The organism is Caldimonas sp. KR1-144, from assembly GCF_049446155.1.
Classification (GTDB): domain Bacteria; phylum Pseudomonadota; class Gammaproteobacteria; order Burkholderiales; family Burkholderiaceae_C; genus Rivibacter.
Genome location: NZ_JBMSEE010000004.1, coordinates 451,506 through 468,991, shown reverse-complemented (window position 1 = coordinate 468,991; position 17,486 = coordinate 451,506). Strand labels below are relative to the sequence as shown.

The following is a 17,486-nucleotide window of genomic DNA, read 5'->3' as shown; positions in this document are numbered from 1 at the left end:
AACCAAGATGACAGTCCATTGCGCCCTATAGAGCTACAATCTATAGTGTTCATTCATGGCTGACTGGCCCGCTTTCGTGCTTTTACGGAATTCCGCATGTGTGGATTTCGACAGAACCGGGGAATCGCATCCGTGTCTTTCCGGCTTCCTACAATCCCGCTTACGCGCTTGCGTTCTTCTACAGATGCGATGGTTTGCGCATCCGTGCTTGCGCACGAAAGCACGGAAACGGTTTGGCGGTTCCGTGCTTCGACGGAGAAGCGCATCCGCGCATCCTCGGTTTCGTGGAGGTTCCGGCCATGACCCTGCCCCTTCTCACCGCCGACGAACGCGCCCGGCTGCTGGCCCACGGCGCCGCACGCGCTGCCGGCCAAGGCATCGACCCGATGCCCGTGGTGCGGCTGTTCACCCCGGATGCGCACGCGACCTGGCTGCTGGTATCGCTCGATCCTGCGGATGGCGACACGGCCTACGGCCTGATCGACCTCGGCATCGGGATGCCTGCGCTGGGGACGGTCAAGCTCTCCGACCTGGCCGGCATCGTCGGGCCGCGCAAACTGCCGGTGCGGCGGGATCGGTATTTCCAGGCGGTGCGCCCGCTGTCGGCGTATGTCCGGCTGGCGCAGGAGAACGGTTCGATCACGGACTGATGAACGCCAGCGCAGTCCGGCCAGCCAGGGCGCATTGAGACTATTTCAGTCTTACTCAAGACCGGACAGGTCTGGATCGGCATTGATGCACCGAAGCGGTGCCAGCCTGATGCAAACAGTCATGATCTTTGGCAAGGACTGCGGCACGGTATCCGATGCCGCGTACCATTTCCGGGTTGTGCGGCCGTCGCATTCAGACGATTTCCGCAACACGCCGGAGCCAAACGGTCTTGACACCGACAGTTACAGCTTAACCCGATCTTGATGACGACCTGATGGCGATTCGATAGCTCCCGCACGGCGGAATCCGTGGCGACGCATCCCAAGCACAGGGAGGTTTTGCCATGACTGATCGCAGCGCCGAACACTGGTATCCGACAGCGGCCTATCTCTACGTCCTGCACCTCGACGGCCCCGCGCTGGCCTGGGAATATCTGCGCAGGAATCCCGGCTACCGCCGCGACTGGCTGCGCCGTCGCCGCTGGCCGGACGCGGCGCAGGCGTGGGGCCTGCGCCTGCTGGAAGACCCGGCGCTGGATGCGCGCGACGCGCATCCGGCCTGGTTCCCCGATCACGATGCGGTGGTGCAGCTCTACCCGGATGACGATCCGCCACCCGAAGCCCATGCCTTCGAGTTCTGGGGCGTACCTGGCCGCAAGGAACTGATCCACGACGGCAAGCGCCTGGTGCTGGTGTCACGGTGGCCCGGCTGCTGCCTGCGGCTCGCGCTCGGGCCGGGCCTGGAAGATGGCATGGCCTACCTCTACGCTACCCGCGCCTGCGCCACACCCTGCACGCGCTATCGCACGCTCGCGGCCGGGCTGGCCGCCCTGGCCGTGGCCACGGTCGCCGCGCCTGCGGCGGCGGCCCGTTCCCGGCCTACGCCGGCCGCGTTGCTGGAACTGCATACGCTCCAGGCGCTCGACGCGACCCTGGCGGGCGCGTCCTTGCGCGAAATGGCCGAAGGTCTGTTCGGTGCGGATGCGGTCGTCGCAGACTGGCACACCGACAGCGCCTTGCGCGCCCGCGTGCGCCGGCTGGTGCGTCGCGGCGATGCGTTGATGCGCGGCGGCTACCGCCGCCTGGCACAGCTTCCGCCGCTGCCGTTTCAGTAGGGGGGGACGTTTCGCAGCCCCCGCAGATCGTCCCTTCGCGGGGTGCCGCGCTTTCTTGAAAGTGCCTCTATCCGACCGCGTGTTGCGGCCGGGCTTGATGGAGGTTCATCCCATGCGACCTGTTCCCTTGCGGCCTGCCGCCGCTGCTGGCGCTGCGCCTGCGCAGCCCCAACGCTACCTGACCAACGACGAAGCCGCCGAGTACCTGCGCCTCAGTCCCCGCACGCTGGAGAAACAGCGCGTGGTCGGCGGCGGCCCCAAGTTCCGCAAGTTCGGCCGGCGCGTCATGTACGCCGTGAGCGACCTCGATGCCTGGGCCGACCAGCGCAGCTACGAGGCAACGTCCGACCCGGAATATGCCGAACGCCATGCGGGCGACTACCGTGATGGCCGCTGATCGTCGGCGCGTGGGTGGCCTTCGCCATGTCCAGCCCGCCAGGGCAAGCCTTGCCGCAGCGCGAACAGCTCGACCTGTTCCGTGCGCTGCCGGGCGACATGGCACCCCGCGACAGCCAGGACTTGATGGCGTTTCCGTTCTTCTCGCTCGCAAAGTCACGGCGCATCGCGCCGATCGACTTCCGCGCCGGCGGCATCACCATCCGCGTGGAAGGCACGGCCGAGCATGGCATCGCAACGATATGGGATGCCGACGTGCTGATATGGGCTGCCTCGCAGATCGTGGAGGCGCGCGACGCGGGCTTGCGCCCGTCGCGCTGGATACGCGCCACGCCCTACGAGATCCTGCGCTTCATCGGGCGCGGCACGTCCCTCAACGACTATCTGCGCCTGAAAGCCGCGCTCGACCGGCTGCAATCGACCAGCATTGCCACGTCCATCCGCGAGACGACCGGCCGGCGGCTGCACCGCTTCTCATGGATCAACGAATGGCGCGAGCTGGCCGACGCCAGCGGCATGCCGTTGGGCATCGAGCTGATCCTGCCGGACTGGTTCTATGCCGGCGTGCTCGACGCCGCGCTAGTGCTGACCATCGACCCGGCGTACTTCCGCTTGAAGGGCGGCATCGAACGCTGGCTGTACCGCCTGGTGCGCAAGCACGGCGGGCGGCAGGAACACGGCTGGCAATTCGACTTCCGGCACCTGTATCGCAAGTCCGGCAGCGCGGCGCGCTACTCGGACTTCGCCTACGACCTGCGCGCGCTGGTCGCGCGGCAGTCGCTGCCCGGCTACGTCCTGTGCATCGAGCGAATGCCGGACGACGGACAAGAACTGCTGACCTTCCGGCCCGTGCTGCACACGGCACGGGGATAACTGCGGGAAAAGGTGTGGACGGCCTCGTGCTATCAGGAGTACCGGGTATCGTGCTATCGGGAGTACGCCTATCGTGCTATCAGGAGTACGAAAACGCCGGAAAGCCAATAACGGCGCGGGTTTGCGGACCCTCTAACTTCCCTAACAAGAAATACATAACTTTTAGTAGAAGCGCGCCGTTTCGGTGGACAACCACCAAACGGCACGGCGAACAGCGTTTTGCACGACAGGCAAAGCCTGGCTTTCCAGTCTGGAGGGCCACGCCATGATCGTCGCGCTGCTCAACCAGAAAGGCGGCGTGGGCAAGACCACGCTCGCCACCCACATCGCCGGCGAGCTGGCGATGCGCGGCCAGCACGTCGTGCTGCTCGATGCCGACCCGCAGGGTTCATCGCTGGACTGGACGCAACGCAGAAGCCAGCAAGGCTTACCACGGCTGTTCAGCGCCGTGGGCCTCGCACGCGAGACGCTGCACCAGGAGGCACCAGAACTCGCCAGACGCGCCGATCACGTCGTCATCGACGGCCCACCGCGGATCGCCGCCCTCGCGCGCTCCGCGCTGCTGGCGGCCGAGCGCGTGCTGATCCCGGTGCAGCCCAGCCCTTACGACCTGTGGGCCAGCGCCGAGATGGTGGCGCTGATCCGCGAGGCGCAAGTCTTTCGGCCTGCGCTGCGCGCGGCCTTCGTCATCAATCGGCGCGTCAGCACCACCGTGATCGGGCGCGAAGCGCGCCAGGCGCTCGCCGACCAGCCGCTTCCGGCGCTGCGCGCGGAAGTGCATCAGCGCATCGTATTCGCCGACAGCGTGTCCGCTGGCCGGCTTGCACGCGAGACGGGACCGGACAGCGCCGCCGCACGCGAAATCACCGCCTTGGTGGACGAACTGCTGCGGTGGCCTACATGACAGCGAAGCCGCCACCCCGCGCAAAGCGCGTCGGCATCGGCGTGCGTCCGCCCGCGAATGCTCACGCCGAGGCGTGGATTCGCCAGGGCGACGCCGATGCGCTGGGTAAGGGCAACCTCTACACCGCGCGCCTCACCCTCGACATCACGCCCGCCATGCGTGCGCGCATCAAGGTGTCGGCCTTCACGCAAGGCGTGACCATGGCCGACCTGCTGCGCGGCCTGCTGGAGCGGGAGTTTCCCGAGAACCGCAGGGAGAACACACCATGACCGCATCCACTGCACCTGCTGCCGCGCCTGCCGCTGGCGCGGCCACGGCTGCGCCACAGCCATCATTCATCGCGCCTTCCGGCCAGCCCGCCAGCGCGCCGCTGACGCGCGTGGCGCTGGCCTACATCGAGGCCCGTTTCAAGCTCTACCTGCGCTTCGGCGAACCCGCGCGAACGCACCAGCTCGACCGTTGGCGGCGCAGCGCGGTGTTCTTGCCTGGTGCGGTGTTCTGCCGCGTGCGCTGGCAGTCCAACGATTTCGGCACCGTGCGCTGGCAGCTCATGGTGATGCAAGCCTGCACACCGCTGGACGCGGCGCAGCGCATCCCCGGCGTGCAGCCGGGCGCGCGCCTGCTGCTGCACGCCGATGGCGACGGGCAAGTGCGCGCTGTGCTGGAGCGCATCGACGCCATCGAGGCGCTAGGCATCGCGCCGACCGATGCCTCGCCTGCGTATTGGCGCACGCTCGCCAACCGGCTCGCCGCGCACTTGCCGCTGCCCGAATACACCGCCGAGCGGCACGCGGCCTGGCTGACCGGGAGGGCGCTGCCATGACCGCCGTTTCCACTGCCGCCAACAGCACAGGAGAGGCGCCGCGTCCTCGCTCGCGCCTGCGCGCTCGTATCGTGCTCGCTGGCCTCGGCGCCTGCGGACTCACTGCGCTGGCCTGGGCGTCCTTTGTGCATCCGCTGCCGCGCCTGATCTACAACCCGTCCGACAGCGTGGCCGCCGGCTGGTATCGCGTCGATCCGCTGGGCCACGGCACCGGCTCACTGCCACGTCCTTTGGCCGTGGACAGCATCGTCCTGACCACGCTTCCGCCAGACGCCGCTGCGCTGGCCGCTCAGCGCGGCTACCTGCCGGCGCGCGTGCCGCTGCTCAAGCGCGTGGGTGCGGTCGCGCCGCAGGAGGTGTGCATCGCTGGCGGCATCGTCCGAATCGACGGCGTGCCTTCGGCCGCCGTGCTGCCCGCTGATCGTTGGCGTCGGCCGCTGCCATCCTGGCAGCAATGCCGTCGCCTTGAACCCGGCGAACTGTTCCTGCTCAGTGTGACCAACCCGGCGTCGTTCGACAGCCGGTATTTCGGGCCGGTCAGCGCATCCGCCGTGATCGGCATCGCGCACCCGATCTGGCTGGAGGACCGCCCATGATGGCTGCCGATTCGCTGCACGTCGCCGTGCATCTCATCGTGCCATCGGGCGTGCTGATCCGGTGGTTTTCTGCATGTCGTCGCGCGTGCAGAGCGAGCACCGATCCTGCGCATCGGGCGCTGCACTTCGCGGTGCCTTCCCACGTGCAGGCGTCTTGCCTCGTACGCGCACGGCCTATGGCCGTCGTCGCGTTCGCCGGCGCGCTGGCTGCTCACGCAGCTGCGCCGCCGGGCCGCCGCTGCCCGGAGCGCCAGCGAGGGGCAAAGGCGGAAGGCAAGACAAAAGGACGCGGCACCAGGCCGCGTCGAAAGCCAGTCTGCACGTGGGGTTGGTGCGGCACGGAGCGGCTTCGCCGCCGTGCCGCGTATGGCGCGAGGCCCGCGCCAATGCAGGCATGTCCGCGTGCTTCGCACGACAGGACACGCCAGAGCTTGCAGGGAGCGCAGCCATGAGCGACCGCCGCGACGACGATTTCCGGGTGCGCCCCAGCGCCCCGAAGAACCGGGGCAAGGGCCAGGGGCGGAGCTTCGTTTCCAAGGTGCTCAAGCAGGCGGGCAAGGCCAGCGGCGGCAAGTCCACGGTGCGCTGTCCTGGCGCGGCGGGCGGCACGGGCCAGCGGCCCGGCTCGCGGCTCGGGCGCGGCCACACGGCGGCGCGCTTCGCCGGGGCGAAGCTGACGCCCCTATCGCGGCGCGTGACCATCAAGACGCTGCTGGTGAACCACCAGCGGGCCAGCCCGCAATCGCTCGCCAAGCACCTGCGCTACATCGAGCGCGACGGTGTGGGACGCGACGGCGAGCGGGGCCAAGCCTACGGGTCGCAGACCGACACCGCCGACCTCGACGCCTTCAAGGAACGCTGCGCCGACGACCGGCACCATTTCCGCTTCATCCTCTCGCCCGAGGATGGCGCGGAACTGGAAGACCTGCGCACCTACACACGGCACCTGATGGGCCGCATGGAGGCCGACCTGGGCACCGGCCTCGATTGGGTGGCCGTCAACCACTGGAACACCGACAACCCGCACACGCACATCGTCGTGCGCGGGCGCGACGACACAGGCAAAGACCTCATCATCGCGGGCGACTACATTGCCGATGGCTTCCGCCACCGGGCCGCCGAGCTGGCGACCGAGTGGCTGGGGCCGCGCACCGAACTGGAGATCCAGCAGACCTTGCAGCGCGATGTGGATCAGGAGCGGTGGACGACTCTGGATCGCACGCTCAAGCGCGGGGCCGGCGACGATGGCCTGGTGCATGTCGAACGGCTCAACGAACCCCGCTTGCAACGCCAGCGCCTGCTGCTGATCGGCCGCCTGCAACGCTTGCAGCGCCTGGGCCTGGCCGACGAGACGCAACCGGGCACCTGGGCCGTCCATGCCGATGCGGAAAAGACCCTGCGCGCCCTGGGGGAGCGTGGCGACATCATCCGCACCATGCAGCGGGCCATGCGCGGCGAGGCGCGCGAATTGGCAGTGTTCGAGCCGGGCCAGGATGCCGATGGAAGTGGCCGAACCATCCTCGGGCGCGTGGCCGCGAAAGGGCTGGCTGACGAGCTGCGCGACCGGGGCTATCTGGTCATCGACGGGGTGGACGGCAAGGCCCACTACGTCGCGCTCAACGCCCGCGACGAGCTGGCGAACTATCCGACCGGTGCCGTGGTGGAGGTGAAGGGATCGGCCGACGTGCGCGCGGCCGACAGGAACATCGCTGCGCTGGCGAGCGATGGCCTGTACCGCACCGACCATCACCTGGCGATCGAGCAGGGCCGGGCCAAGCCTGGACGCGACCCGCAGGAAGTCGTCGCTGCCCACGTCCGCCGGCTGGAGGCCCTGCGCCGGGCCGGCATCGTGGAGCGCGTGGCGGAAGGGCTATGGAAGGTGCCGGACGACCTGGCCGAGCGTGGCCGCCAGTACGACGCGCAGCGCCTCGGCGGCGTGGCCGTGGAGCTGAAATCGCACCTGCCCATCGAGCGGCAGGCCCGCGTGATCGGGGCCACGTGGCTCGACCAGCAGTTGATCGGCGGCGGCTCCGGCCTGGGCGACCTGGGCTTTGGTGGCCAAGCCAAGCAGGCGATGCAGCAGCGCGCAGACTTTCTGGCCGAGCAGGGGCTGGCCGAGCGGCGCGGGCAGCGCGTGATACTTGCGCGCAACCTGCTGGGCACGCTGCGCAACCGGGAGCTGGTGCAGGCCGCGAAGGACATAGCCGCCGAAACGGGCCTGGGGCATCGCCCGGTGGCTGACGGGCAGCGCGTGGCAGGCATCTATCGGCGCTCCGTCATGCTCACCAGCGGGCGCTACGCGATGCTCGATGACGGCATGGGCTTCGCTCTGGTGCCGTGGAAGCCGGTGATCGAGCAGCGGCTGGGGCAGCAGCTCGCGGCCACGGTGCGCGGCGGCGGGGCGTCTTGGGAGATGGGGCGTACGCGCGGGCCTGCGGTCAGTTGAGGCGGTGAACAAAACGCTTTTTGCAACACGATACGGACGGCTTGCGCACGTTCCGATCAAGAAAGCATCGCGCGCACGGAGCTCATCCACTCGTTCTGCGTTTGAATAAATTATTTGATTAAAAATATAGTTCGTTCGTGCGAACTGGTTTAGAATCTGACATGACCAAGACTTCGAGGAACTCATGAATCGCTTGACTACCTATGCACTCGGCCGCCATAGCCCCGTACCGTCGGTCTGGGAGGCTGGCACGCAGAGCACAGGCAGGGGCACGCAGGCGTGCAGGGTGGCTGTGCTGTCCCTCTGCGTATTTCTGCTCGCCGCCTGCACGGATGGCTCAAGCTCGCCTCGATCCGCATCCACGCCGATGCCTGCGAAAGTTGTCGTGGTACGGCAGGCACGATGGCCTGTTACCAACGATGTGACTGGCAGCGTCGTCTCTGATGGACGCATCGACGTGGCTTCGCGCGTGACCGGATTCATTCGCCAACTCGATGTTCGCGAGGGCCAGGCGGTCAGGCGCGGCGACCTGCTGTTGCGCATCGACGCCTCTGACATCGACGCGGCCATCGCGCAGGCACGCGCCGGCGTGCAGGCCGCCCAGGAGGCTTGGCGGGATGCGCAGCACGACGTGAGCCAGAACGCGCAACTGGTGCCGGCTGGCGCGATCTCGGCCGATGCGCTGCGCAAGTCCAGGGTGCGGGAGGAAACCACCCGCGCGGCGCTGGAACAAGCGCAGTCGGCGTTGGCGGCGGCACAGGCGCAACGCAACTACGTGACCATCACCAGTCCGGTGGATGGCGTGGTCGTCTCGGTGGCCCGGCGCAGCGGCGAGATGGCCGCTCCCGGCGCGCCGCTGATGACGGTGGAGTCGCGTGAGGTCTTGCTGTTCAAGGCGTTCGTGCCCGAGCGCAGCCTGGCGGCAGTCAAGGCCGGCGACTCGATTCCCGTGCGCATCGACGCGCTGGGCGATGAGCGGCTCAAGGGACGGGTCCGGGGTGTTGTGCCGTCGGGTGATGGCGTGACCCGCCGCTACGAGGTGGACATCGTGCTGCCGCGGGACGCGCGCCTGCTGCCGGGAATGTTCGGCCGCCTCGAAATCCTGCTGGACGAGAAACGGGCCGTCACGGTGCCGCGTGCGGCCCTCGTTCGGCGCGGTGGCTTGGACGGCGTGTTCGTGCTGCAGGACGGTGTGGCGCGTTTTCGCTGGCTGCGCACCGGCCAGCGCCTGGGCGATGGGGTGGAGGTGAGCGCCGGCCTGTCGGACGGAGAAACCATTCTCGCCAGCGTCGCCGACACCGTCCATGACGGCATGCCGGTCCAGGCCGCCGGGGGCGCGCGATGACGCAGCAGCGCCTGAACTTCGCGGGTTTTCTCGCGAAGCACTTCATCACCTCCAAGCTCACGCTGGTCTTCATCATCGCCGTGGCGCTGATGGGCGTCGTGGCGGTGCTGCAGACCCCGCGCGAGGAAAACCCGCAGATCATCGTGCCCGCTGCCGCCGTGATGGTCGGCCTGCCGGGCGCCTCTGCCAGTGAGGTCGAAGCGCTGGTGGTCACGCCCCTCGAAGGCATTCTGAGCGAACTGTCCGGCGTCGATCACATCGAGAGCACTTCCCGCAACTCGCAGGGAATCGTTCAGGTGCAATTCAAGGTCGGCGAATCGAAGGAGCAGTCACTGGTCAAGCTTTATGACCGCGTGATGGCCAGCCGCGCCTGGCTGCCTGCCGACGCCACGACGCCACTGGTGCAAAGCATCGACGCGGACGACGTGCCGATCGTCACCTTCACGCTGGCTTCGTCGAAATACGATGACTACGCGCTCAACCGCATGGCCGAACGCATGGCCGAGCGCCTGCGCAGTACCGAAAATGTCTCGGTGGTTTCCTTGCGCGGCGGGCAGCACCGCGAAATCACCATCGAACTGGACCCCGATCGCCTGCAGGCTTACGGCGTGACCCTGGGCCAAGCCCGAGCGGCCTTCCCAGCCAGCAACCTGACCTTGCCACTGCAGCCCACCGTACGTGACGGTCAGGTACAAGCCATCAAGCTGGATGCGGCCTACACTTCGGCCGAGGATGTGCGCAACCAGCTCGTCGCCGTGCGCGACAAGCGGCCGGTTTACGTGCGCGACGTGGCCACCGTTACCGACGGCCCGCCGTCGGAGCCGGCCACGGCCAGCCGCCTCTCTTTCGGCCCCGGCGATCCACGCTTTGGCACGGCCGATGCCACAGACCTGCCCGCCGTCACCATCGCTGTGGCCAAAAAGAAGGGCACCAATGCCGTGCTGGTCGCCAACGCAGTGATCGACCGCATGCAGCGCATGCAGGCCAGCTTCGTGCCCCAGGACATCCAGGTCGTGGTGACGCGCAACGACGGCCAGAAGGCCGACGACGCGGTCAACCTGCTGCTGGAACACCTGGCGATCGCCCTCGTCACCGTGGGCCTGGTGCTGATCCTCTTCCTGGGCTGGCGCGAGGCCTTGATCGTGATGATCACGGTGCCGTTGATCATGGGCATCACGCTGACGGCCAACCTGCTCGGCGGCGTCACCATCAACCGCGTCACGCTGTTCGCCCTGATCCTGGCGCTGGGGCTGCTGGTGGATGCCGCCATCGTGGTCATCGAGAACATCCACCGCCACTACGCCAGCCGCAAACCGAAGGCAGACAAGCAGGCGGAAACCGTGCTGGCGACCAACGAGATCGGCAACGCCACCAATCTGGCCACCTTTGCGGTGATGCTGGTCTTCATCACCCTGCTGCTGGCCCTGACCGGCATGCCGCGCCAGTATTTTTTCCCGATAGCGGTCACCGTGCCTGTCGCCATGGCCGCCTCCATCGTGGTGGCCTACATCGTCGTGCCGTGGGCGTCCAATCGCTGGCTTCATCGCCACGAAGTCCTGCGGGAAGAATCATCATGGCCGGAAACCGAACACGGACAGCTTGTCCATGGTCACGGCACGCCGGGACGGATCGAGCGCCTCTACCTGCGCCTGTTCGGCCCTCTGCAGCAGCGCAGAAACGTGCGCATCGGCTTCGCTCTGGCGGTTCTGCTGCTGATGGCGGTTTCGCTGATGCAAGGCGGCTGGCAGTTCGTCCGCCCGGCGGGCGTGGGCGGGGCCGTGTCCGCGCTGGGCGTGCCGATCGGCTTTCTGCCCAAGGATGACCAGAACACCTTCAACGTGGTGGTTTCGATGCCGGAAACCACACCGGTGGAAGACACCGATCGCCTGGTGCGCCAAGTGACCGCGGTGCTGGCGCGGGAACCACACGTGCTCAACTACCAGACTTGGGTCGGCCAGGCAGGTGTGGCCGACTTCAGCGGTCTGTTCAAGGGTACCGCCGCGCGTGCCGGCAGCCACGTCGCGGAAATCCGCGTCAACCTCACCGACAAGCGTCACCGCAAGGAAAGCTCCATCGACGTCGTGCGCGAACTGCGCCCTCGAGTGGAAGCGGTCCGCGCTGCTTGGCCCGGTGCCGAGGTCGCGCTGGTGGAGCAGCCGCCGGGTCCGCCGCTGCGCTCGACCGTTTTGGCGGAAGTCTACGGCCCCGACGCCGAGGGGCTGCGCACGTTGTCGGCCCAGGTGCGCGAGGCCTTCGCACAAACCTACGACACCGTCGACATCACCGACACCGAACCGGAAGATGTGCGGGAACACCGCATCGTGCCGGACAAGGACAAGGCCGCGCTCTCCGGCGTCTCGACTGCGCAGATTGCCGAGGCGCTGGCGCTGGTCTATGGCGGCACCACGCTCGGCCGCGCCCACGTACCGGACGAGAAACTGCCGGTATCGGTCAGGGCCTTCGTGCCGCGCCGCTTCGAGGTCGATCCCGCCCGGCTCGACCGGGTGTTCGTGGACAACGCCGCCGGCCGACCCGTGCCGCTGGCGGAGTTGGTCAAAGTGGTCCCCGCATCGGTCGATCGCCCCATCCTGCACCGCGACAACGAGAAGGTTACCTTCGTCGGCGCGGAGCTGTCGGACTCGGTGCCGCTGTACGCAGTGCTCGACCTGCAGCGGCGCCTGCATGGCATCACCGCGCCGGACGGACGCCCGCTGCGCACCGGCAACCTGCGCTTCAAGGAGGACGTGCCCGACACCATCGACGGCTACCAGTTGCTGTGGGGCGGCGAGATGCGCATGACGCTGGACGTGTACCGGGATCTCTCCCTCTCCCTCGGCGGCGCCTTGCTCATCATCTATTTCGCGCTGGTCGCCTACTACCGCTCGTTCATCGTTCCGCTGGTGGCCATGTCGGCCGTGCCGCTCGGCATCATCGGCATTTTTCCGGGGCATTGGCTGATGGGCGTGGATTTCTCCGCCACATCCATGGTCGGCATCATCGCCCTGGCAGGCGTGGTGATCCGCAACTCGCTGCTGATCATCGACTTCATCCAGGACAATATCCGGCGCGGCATGCCGCTGAGAGAGGCCGTGCGCCAGGCCGGCGCGGTGCGTCTGCGGCCCATCCTGCTGACCATGCTGGCGATCATCTTCGGCTCCGCCGTCATGGTGACCGACCCGGTCTTCGGGGGGCTGGCCGTCTCGCTGATCTTCGGCACGCTGGTCTCGACCGCGCTGACCGTGTTCGTCGTGCCGCTGCTCTATGAGCTGCATGCGAAGCGCCATACAGCCCCGGCGGCCACAGGAGCAGACCATGCATGAGAATGACCGCGGCACATCGTCCCCCCGCCGCCGCCAAGCCCGCGCAGGCCATGAGACCGGCCCATCGGCCCGCCATCGGCTCGTCGGCACGCTGGCGGTGCTGGCGGTGCTGAGCGGCTGCGCCTCGCTGGCGCCCGCGCTCGATCCCATCGCGCTCCCCGTCGCATCGAACTGGCGGACGCAGCCCGACACGCCGGGCGTTGCGGCCGCGGCTGACCTGGCGTGGCGCGCGTACTTCACCGACCCGGCCTTGCAGGCGCTGATCGAGACCGCGCTGGAAAACAACCGCGATCTGCGCGTGGCGCTGCTGCGCACCGAGGAGGCGCGCGCCGCCTTCCGCATCCAGCGTGCGCAGCAGGCGCCAATGGTTGGCGTGGGGGCGCAGCAGATCCGCGCCGGCCTGCCCGATGGGCTACAGCCGCTGGCGGGCCGCTCGGTCCTGGAGGTCAACGCGGCCACGGTAGGGATCAGCAGCTGGGAGCTGGACCTGTGGGGCCGCGTACGCAGCATGAAGACCGCCGCATTCGAGCAATGGCTGGCCACCGGGCAGGGCCACCGCGCCGTGGAATTGGCGCTGGTCGCCCAGGTCGCCGATGCCTACCTGGGCCTGCGCGAACTCGACGAGCGCATCGCGCTGGCAAGGCGCACGGTGGAAAACCAGCAGTCGCTGGCGCAAATCTTCCAGAAACGCTTTGAGCTGGGCCATGGCTCCCGGCTGGAGCTGACCCAGGTGCGCACCCTGCTCAGCCAGGGCAAAGCCCTGCAGGTGCAGCTCGAATTGCAGCGCGAACAGCAGCGCAATGCCCTGGCGCTGCTGCTCGGCAGCGACCCCCGATTGCCGCCGCCATCGGCCCCGATGGATGAAGCCCTGGTCATGCCCGAACTGAGGCCCGGGCTGCCCTCGGACCTGCTGGCGAGCCGCCCGGACATCCTGGCCGCCGAGCATGCGCTGCGGGCGCGCCAGGCCAACATCGGTGCGGCGCGCGCCGCATTCTTCCCGCGCATCGCACTGACCGGCGCCGCCGGCACGGTCAGCACCAGCCTGAGCGACCTGTTCTCGTCGGGCACCCGGGCATGGCTGTTCCAGCCGACGATCGAACTGCCGATCTTCGATGCCGGCATGCGACAGGCCAATCTCGACGTCAGCGTCGTGCGGCGCGACATCGCCATTGCCGAATACGAGCGCGCCATCCAGGCAGCGTTTCGCGACGTTTCCGACGCCCTGGCCGCAAGGCAGAAGCTCGCCGAGCAACTCGCCGTGGCGCGCCAGGCCCACGCCGCGCAGAGCGAGCGTTTGAAACTGGCGCGGATGCTGTTCGATGCCGGTTCGGCGGCGCACCTGGAGGTGCTGGACGCCGAGCGCGACCTGCTTGCCGTCGAGCAGCAACTGGTGCAGGTGCGCAGGGCGGCATTGTCAAGCCAAGTCGGGCTGTACGCGGCGCTGGGCGGTGGCACCAACCAGCCCCCGAAAAAATGAGGAAACGCAATGCTCTGGCAGGCACTGACCGCGATGCGTGATCTACGGCGTTTGCATGAAATCGCCTCGATCCTGATCCGCTATGGGTTTGGCGACATGGTGCGCCGGATGGGGCTGTCCAACGCCTTGGAGCGGGCGGGGACGGCACTGCACTGGAGCGAAGCGGCAGACTTCGCCCACATGACGCCCCCCGAACGAGTGCGGCGGGCGCTGGAGGAGATGGGGCCGACTTTCGTCAAACTCGGCCAGGTGCTCGCTACCCGGGTCGATCTGCTCGAACCCGAGTGGACCGCCGAATTCGGGAAATTGCAGGACAGCGCGCCGCCCGCCCCCTGGGCAGCCGTATACCAGCAGCTCAGCGAAGACCTCGGCGCGCCCCCCGAGGAAATCTTCGCGGCCTTTGATCCCGAGCCCTTGGCGGCCGCTTCCATTGCGCAGGTGCATCGGGCGCGTCTCGACGACGGCGGCGAAGTCGTGGTCAAGGTGCGCAGGCCCGGCATTCGGCCCATTCTGGAAGCCGATCTGCGCTGGCTTGCACGCCTGGCCGAACTCGCCGAGACGGAGAGCGCGGAATGGCGCGTCCTGCATCCGCGCGAGATGGTGCGCCAGTTCGCACAGTCGCTGCGCAACGAACTCGATTTCGCCGGTGAATGCCGCAATGCCGAACGCATCGCCGGGAACTTCACCGGCTATACCGATCAGGATGCTCCCCCTGTCGTCCCGGGCAAGGAAAAGCCGGACGCGGATGGCGCACCTCCCATCATCGTCATTCCCCGCGTGTATTGGCAGTGGACCGGCGAGCGGGTCTGCGTACAGGAATTCATCGGTGGTATTTCCGGGCGCAGGCTTCAGGCCGTTGACCAGGCCGGCCTGGACCGCAAGGTGCTCGCACGGCGTGGCGCCCATGCGGTACTGAAGATGATCGTCGAGGACGGGCTGTTTCACGCCGATCCCCATCCGGGCAACGTGTTCTATTTGCCGGGCAACCGTATCGCCTTCATCGACTTCGGCATGGTCGGCCGGCTGGCGGAGGAACGCCGCGACCAGTTGATCCGCCTGCTGCTGGGGCTGGTGAGGAACGACGCCGGCGGCGTCGCCGACGTCATGCTCGAATGGACGAGCGACGGCGTGGCAAATGAGCAGGATCTGTTGTTGGAAGTCCGGTCTTTCATCGATCGCTACCACGGCGTGCCGCTGAAGCAATTGCGGTTGAGCGCCATGTTGTCCGACCTCGTGGCGATCCCGCGCCAGCATCACCTCGTCCTGCCCAACGATCTGTCCCTGCTGATCAAAGCCTTCGTCACACTGGAAGGCTTGGGTCGTGAACTCGATCCCGGCTTTGACATGGCCAACCATGCACTGCCGCTGCTGGAGCGTGCCATGCACGCGCGCTACTCCCCCGCAGCGCTGCTCAGACGGGGGCGGCGGGCGGCCGGTGACATCTTCTCGTTGCTGGCAGGCTTGCCCCAGGACCTCTCCCGGCTGCTGCGAGCCGCCCGCCGCGGCCGGCTGGAAGTGCACATCGACGTCACCCATCTGAGGCGGGTCGGCGATCAGCTAGATCGCGCCGTCAGCCGCCTGGCGATAAGCATCGTCACCGCCGCTCTGATCGTCGGGTCGGCCATCGTTATGAGCGTCGTGCGCGAACCCTCCCTGCCGGGCCTGCCCTCTTTCGGACTGCTCGGTTTCATCGCTGCCGTCATTGGTGGCATCTGGGTGCTGGTCTCCATCTGGCGTGGTGGCAAGGGCGGAAGATGATGCAGTTCGCTGATGGCAAAGCTTCAAACGGGTTCGCACCAAAAATTGGTTTGGCGCTGGGCAGCGGCTCCGCGCGGGGGCTCGCGCACATCGGCGTGCTGCGGGCCGTCGAGGAAGCCGGCATCGAGATCGACTTCATCGCCGGCACCAGCATGGGCGCGCTGGTTGGCGCTGTTTACGCCGCTGGCAAGCTGGATGAACTCGAAGCGGTATTTCAGTCCTTCGACTGGAAGAAAACAGTTGCCTTTTTCGATGTTGTGCTGCCCAAGTCCGGGCTGCTGGACGGTGCCAAGGTCAGCGATCTGGTGCGTGAGTACGTGCAATCCGCGCGCATAGAGGAGCTGCCAAAACGGTTTGCTGCCGTGGCCACCGACATTGTTAGCGGCGAGGAACTCACCATGGCCAGCGGCGATGTCATTGATGCCGTGCGCGCCAGCATTTCCGTACCCGGTGTCTTCACGCCAATACGAAGTAACGGCCGGATCCTGGTTGATGGGGGCCTTGTCAACCCGGTGCCGGTTAGCGTGGCGCGCGCTATGGGAGCCGACGTTGTCATCGCGGTTGATCTCAACCATGAGATCGTTTCCGGGAAGAACTTCAAGCCCGTACTGCCGCCAGGCCGACTGACGGAAATGGGCGACTGGGTTGAGGGTTATCGGCAGGCTATTCAGTGGATCAAGGAGCGCATGCTTGCTCATGAAATTCCGGGTTCTGCCCAATTGGCCCGCTGGGCTTCGGTCGAAGAGCCGGCCCCCAACATCTTCGAAGTGCTGCTCGCATCGATCAATGTGATGGAGACCCGCATCACGCAGGCCCGTCTCGAACTGGAAAAACCCGACATCCTCATCCAGCCGCCCCTGGGTCACATCCGCTTCCTCCAATTCGCCCGCGCCGAGGAAATCGTCGAGATCGGCTATCGCTGCGCAGCCGAGCAGTTGGCTCGCTGGGCAGAAACGTCAACCCATGGCTGACTCTCATCTCATGAGCTTTACCGAGACTGTAATGACCGGCGTCCGCGCCGCCGTGGCGGGTACCCTGACCTGTGAGGCCGCGCCCGTGCAGCTTGCCGTGCGCCTGTTGCTGTCGGACCAGCAGATACCGATCCGGGCACTGGTGACTTGCAGCATCCATTCCGGGCAGCAGGGCATCAACGCCGGTACCGCGCTGGACCTGATCTACATCAGCTTGCAGCAATTGCATGCCCACGTCGATGCGGCGCGCGGCTCATCTGCGCTGCTCGGCAATGCGGCCACCGTGCTGGCGGGGGACTACCTGACCACAGGTGCCTTCCGCTTGCTGGTGCGTTGCGATGACCTTCAAGTCCTGGCCCTGGTTGCCGATGCGGTCAACCGGGCGGCTGAGTTGGAGGCCACCAACCTGAAGCATGTGCAGATCACAGGCGACGATCCAGCACAATGGTTGCGGACTCGTCAAAGATTGGCCGTGCCGCTGGGTGAGGCGGCTGGCGCCACAGGGGCCACTCTCGCAGGCTACTCTGATTCTCTAGCCAAAGTAGCGCGGCGCTACGGAGAAACCCTCGTTGCAAGTTGCGTGTTGTTGCAGGAAGCCGATGTCATGGACGACTTCGTGGCGCGCACGACCGTCCAACGTTCAGCACTCGACCTGTGCCGCCAAGCAATGCAGGGAGCACGGACCATCGCGACGGCCACAGGGAACGGCCATCCACTCGAACTCGCTGAACTGATCGCGGCAAGAATCAATGCGACGGGGCACCCCCCCGGGAACCACATGCCGGCATCCTGACCAATACCAAGTGAAACAA

General features: G+C 67.0%; 15 protein-coding genes. All 15 read left to right on the top strand.

Annotated features, from left to right (window positions below; translation table 11 throughout):
• Positions 1-299 precede the first annotated feature (299 nt).
• The 15 genes from ACO2TI_RS12650 (at position 300) to ACO2TI_RS12580 (ending at position 17,467) form a co-directional block, all read left to right on the top strand.
• Positions 300-650: a DUF2958 domain-containing protein gene (locus tag ACO2TI_RS12650; RefSeq protein WP_336966168.1), complete on the top strand. Its 351-nt coding sequence runs from the start codon at positions 300-302 to the stop codon at positions 648-650.
• Between the two features lie 344 nt (positions 651-994).
• A complete protein-coding gene (locus tag ACO2TI_RS12645) occupies positions 995-1,765 on the top strand; it encodes a DUF2285 domain-containing protein (protein WP_336966166.1) in 771 nt (256 codons plus the stop codon).
• A gap of 112 nt (positions 1,766-1,877) precedes the next feature.
• Positions 1,878-2,162 carry a helix-turn-helix transcriptional regulator gene (locus ACO2TI_RS12640; protein ID WP_336966165.1) on the top strand — a complete coding sequence of 95 codons (285 nt, stop codon included), beginning with the start codon at positions 1,878-1,880 and terminating at the stop codon, positions 2,160-2,162.
• Positions 2,163-2,188: 26 nt separating this feature from the next.
• Positions 2,189-3,034 (top strand): replication initiator protein A, encoded by an 846-nt coding sequence (locus ACO2TI_RS12635; protein ID WP_336966234.1) that lies wholly within the window; start codon positions 2,189-2,191, stop codon positions 3,032-3,034.
• 265 nt (positions 3,035-3,299) lie between these two features.
• A complete protein-coding gene (gene parA / locus ACO2TI_RS12630) occupies positions 3,300-3,938 on the top strand; it encodes a ParA family partition ATPase (RefSeq protein WP_336962392.1) in 639 nt (212 codons plus the stop codon).
• The gene (locus ACO2TI_RS12625; RefSeq protein ID WP_336962781.1) at positions 3,935-4,207 is read left to right on the top strand and encodes a chromosome partitioning protein ParB; all 273 of its coding nucleotides are present in this window, start codon (positions 3,935-3,937) and stop codon (positions 4,205-4,207) included. The genes parA and ACO2TI_RS12625 overlap by 4 nt, the downstream gene beginning before the upstream one ends.
• On the top strand, positions 4,204-4,761 hold the full coding sequence (locus ACO2TI_RS12620) for a DUF2840 domain-containing protein (RefSeq protein ID WP_336962394.1): 558 nt from the start codon (positions 4,204-4,206) through the stop codon (positions 4,759-4,761). Before ACO2TI_RS12625 ends, ACO2TI_RS12620 begins: the two co-directional genes overlap by 4 nt.
• Positions 4,758-5,357: a S26 family signal peptidase gene (locus ACO2TI_RS12615; RefSeq protein ID WP_336962396.1), complete on the top strand. Its 600-nt coding sequence runs from the start codon at positions 4,758-4,760 to the stop codon at positions 5,355-5,357. The genes ACO2TI_RS12620 and ACO2TI_RS12615 overlap by 4 nt, the downstream gene beginning before the upstream one ends.
• Before the next feature lie 448 nt (positions 5,358-5,805).
• A complete protein-coding gene (locus ACO2TI_RS12610) occupies positions 5,806-7,803 on the top strand; it encodes a relaxase/mobilization nuclease and DUF3363 domain-containing protein (RefSeq protein ID WP_336962398.1) in 1,998 nt (665 codons plus the stop codon).
• A 367-nt stretch (positions 7,804-8,170) separates the two neighbouring features.
• On the top strand, positions 8,171-9,148 hold the full coding sequence (locus ACO2TI_RS12605) for an efflux RND transporter periplasmic adaptor subunit (RefSeq protein WP_423284738.1): 978 nt from the start codon (positions 8,171-8,173) through the stop codon (positions 9,146-9,148).
• The gene (locus tag ACO2TI_RS12600; protein ID WP_336962403.1) at positions 9,145-12,468 is read left to right on the top strand and encodes an efflux RND transporter permease subunit; all 3,324 of its coding nucleotides are present in this window, start codon (positions 9,145-9,147) and stop codon (positions 12,466-12,468) included. The genes ACO2TI_RS12605 and ACO2TI_RS12600 overlap by 4 nt, the downstream gene beginning before the upstream one ends.
• On the top strand, positions 12,461-13,945 hold the full coding sequence (locus ACO2TI_RS12595) for an efflux transporter outer membrane subunit (protein ID WP_336962405.1): 1,485 nt from the start codon (positions 12,461-12,463) through the stop codon (positions 13,943-13,945). Before ACO2TI_RS12600 ends, ACO2TI_RS12595 begins: the two co-directional genes overlap by 8 nt.
• 9 nt (positions 13,946-13,954) lie before the next feature.
• On the top strand, positions 13,955-15,703 hold the full coding sequence (locus ACO2TI_RS12590) for an ABC1 kinase family protein (protein ID WP_336962407.1): 1,749 nt from the start codon (positions 13,955-13,957) through the stop codon (positions 15,701-15,703).
• Positions 15,700-16,674: a patatin-like phospholipase family protein gene (locus tag ACO2TI_RS12585; protein ID WP_219339140.1), complete on the top strand. Its 975-nt coding sequence runs from the start codon at positions 15,700-15,702 to the stop codon at positions 16,672-16,674. The genes ACO2TI_RS12590 and ACO2TI_RS12585 overlap by 4 nt, the downstream gene beginning before the upstream one ends.
• A 10-nt stretch (positions 16,675-16,684) precedes the next feature.
• A complete protein-coding gene (locus ACO2TI_RS12580; protein ID WP_336962415.1) occupies positions 16,685-17,467 on the top strand; it encodes a polyprenyl synthetase family protein in 783 nt (260 codons plus the stop codon).
• Positions 17,468-17,486: the final 19 nt, after the last annotated feature.

Bases quoted from the DNA above. Each gene is read 5' to 3' on its own strand.
- ACO2TI_RS12645 (WP_336966166.1), top strand. From the start codon at position 995: ATGACTGATCGCAGCGCCGAACACTGGTATCCGACAGCGGCCTATCTC.
- ACO2TI_RS12620 (WP_336962394.1), top strand. From the start codon at position 4,204: ATGACCGCATCCACTGCACCTGCTGCCGCGCCTGCCGCTGGCGCGGCC.
- ACO2TI_RS12615 (WP_336962396.1), top strand. From the start codon at position 4,758: ATGACCGCCGTTTCCACTGCCGCCAACAGCACAGGAGAGGCGCCGCGT.
- parA (WP_336962392.1), top strand. From the start codon at position 3,300: ATGATCGTCGCGCTGCTCAACCAGAAAGGCGGCGTGGGCAAGACCACG.
- ACO2TI_RS12640 (WP_336966165.1), top strand. From the start codon at position 1,878: ATGCGACCTGTTCCCTTGCGGCCTGCCGCCGCTGCTGGCGCTGCGCCT.
- ACO2TI_RS12605 (WP_423284738.1), top strand. From the start codon at position 8,171: ATGCCTGCGAAAGTTGTCGTGGTACGGCAGGCACGATGGCCTGTTACC.
- ACO2TI_RS12650 (WP_336966168.1), top strand. From the start codon at position 300: ATGACCCTGCCCCTTCTCACCGCCGACGAACGCGCCCGGCTGCTGGCC.
- ACO2TI_RS12610 (WP_336962398.1), top strand. From the start codon at position 5,806: ATGAGCGACCGCCGCGACGACGATTTCCGGGTGCGCCCCAGCGCCCCG.
- ACO2TI_RS12625 (WP_336962781.1), top strand. From the start codon at position 3,935: ATGACAGCGAAGCCGCCACCCCGCGCAAAGCGCGTCGGCATCGGCGTG.
- ACO2TI_RS12590 (WP_336962407.1), top strand. From the start codon at position 13,955: ATGCTCTGGCAGGCACTGACCGCGATGCGTGATCTACGGCGTTTGCAT.
- ACO2TI_RS12585 (WP_219339140.1), top strand. From the start codon at position 15,700: ATGATGCAGTTCGCTGATGGCAAAGCTTCAAACGGGTTCGCACCAAAA.
- ACO2TI_RS12580 (WP_336962415.1), top strand. From the start codon at position 16,685: ATGAGCTTTACCGAGACTGTAATGACCGGCGTCCGCGCCGCCGTGGCG.
- ACO2TI_RS12600 (WP_336962403.1), top strand. From the start codon at position 9,145: ATGACGCAGCAGCGCCTGAACTTCGCGGGTTTTCTCGCGAAGCACTTC.
- ACO2TI_RS12635 (WP_336966234.1), top strand. From the start codon at position 2,189: ATGTCCAGCCCGCCAGGGCAAGCCTTGCCGCAGCGCGAACAGCTCGAC.
- ACO2TI_RS12595 (WP_336962405.1), top strand. From the start codon at position 12,461: ATGCATGAGAATGACCGCGGCACATCGTCCCCCCGCCGCCGCCAAGCC.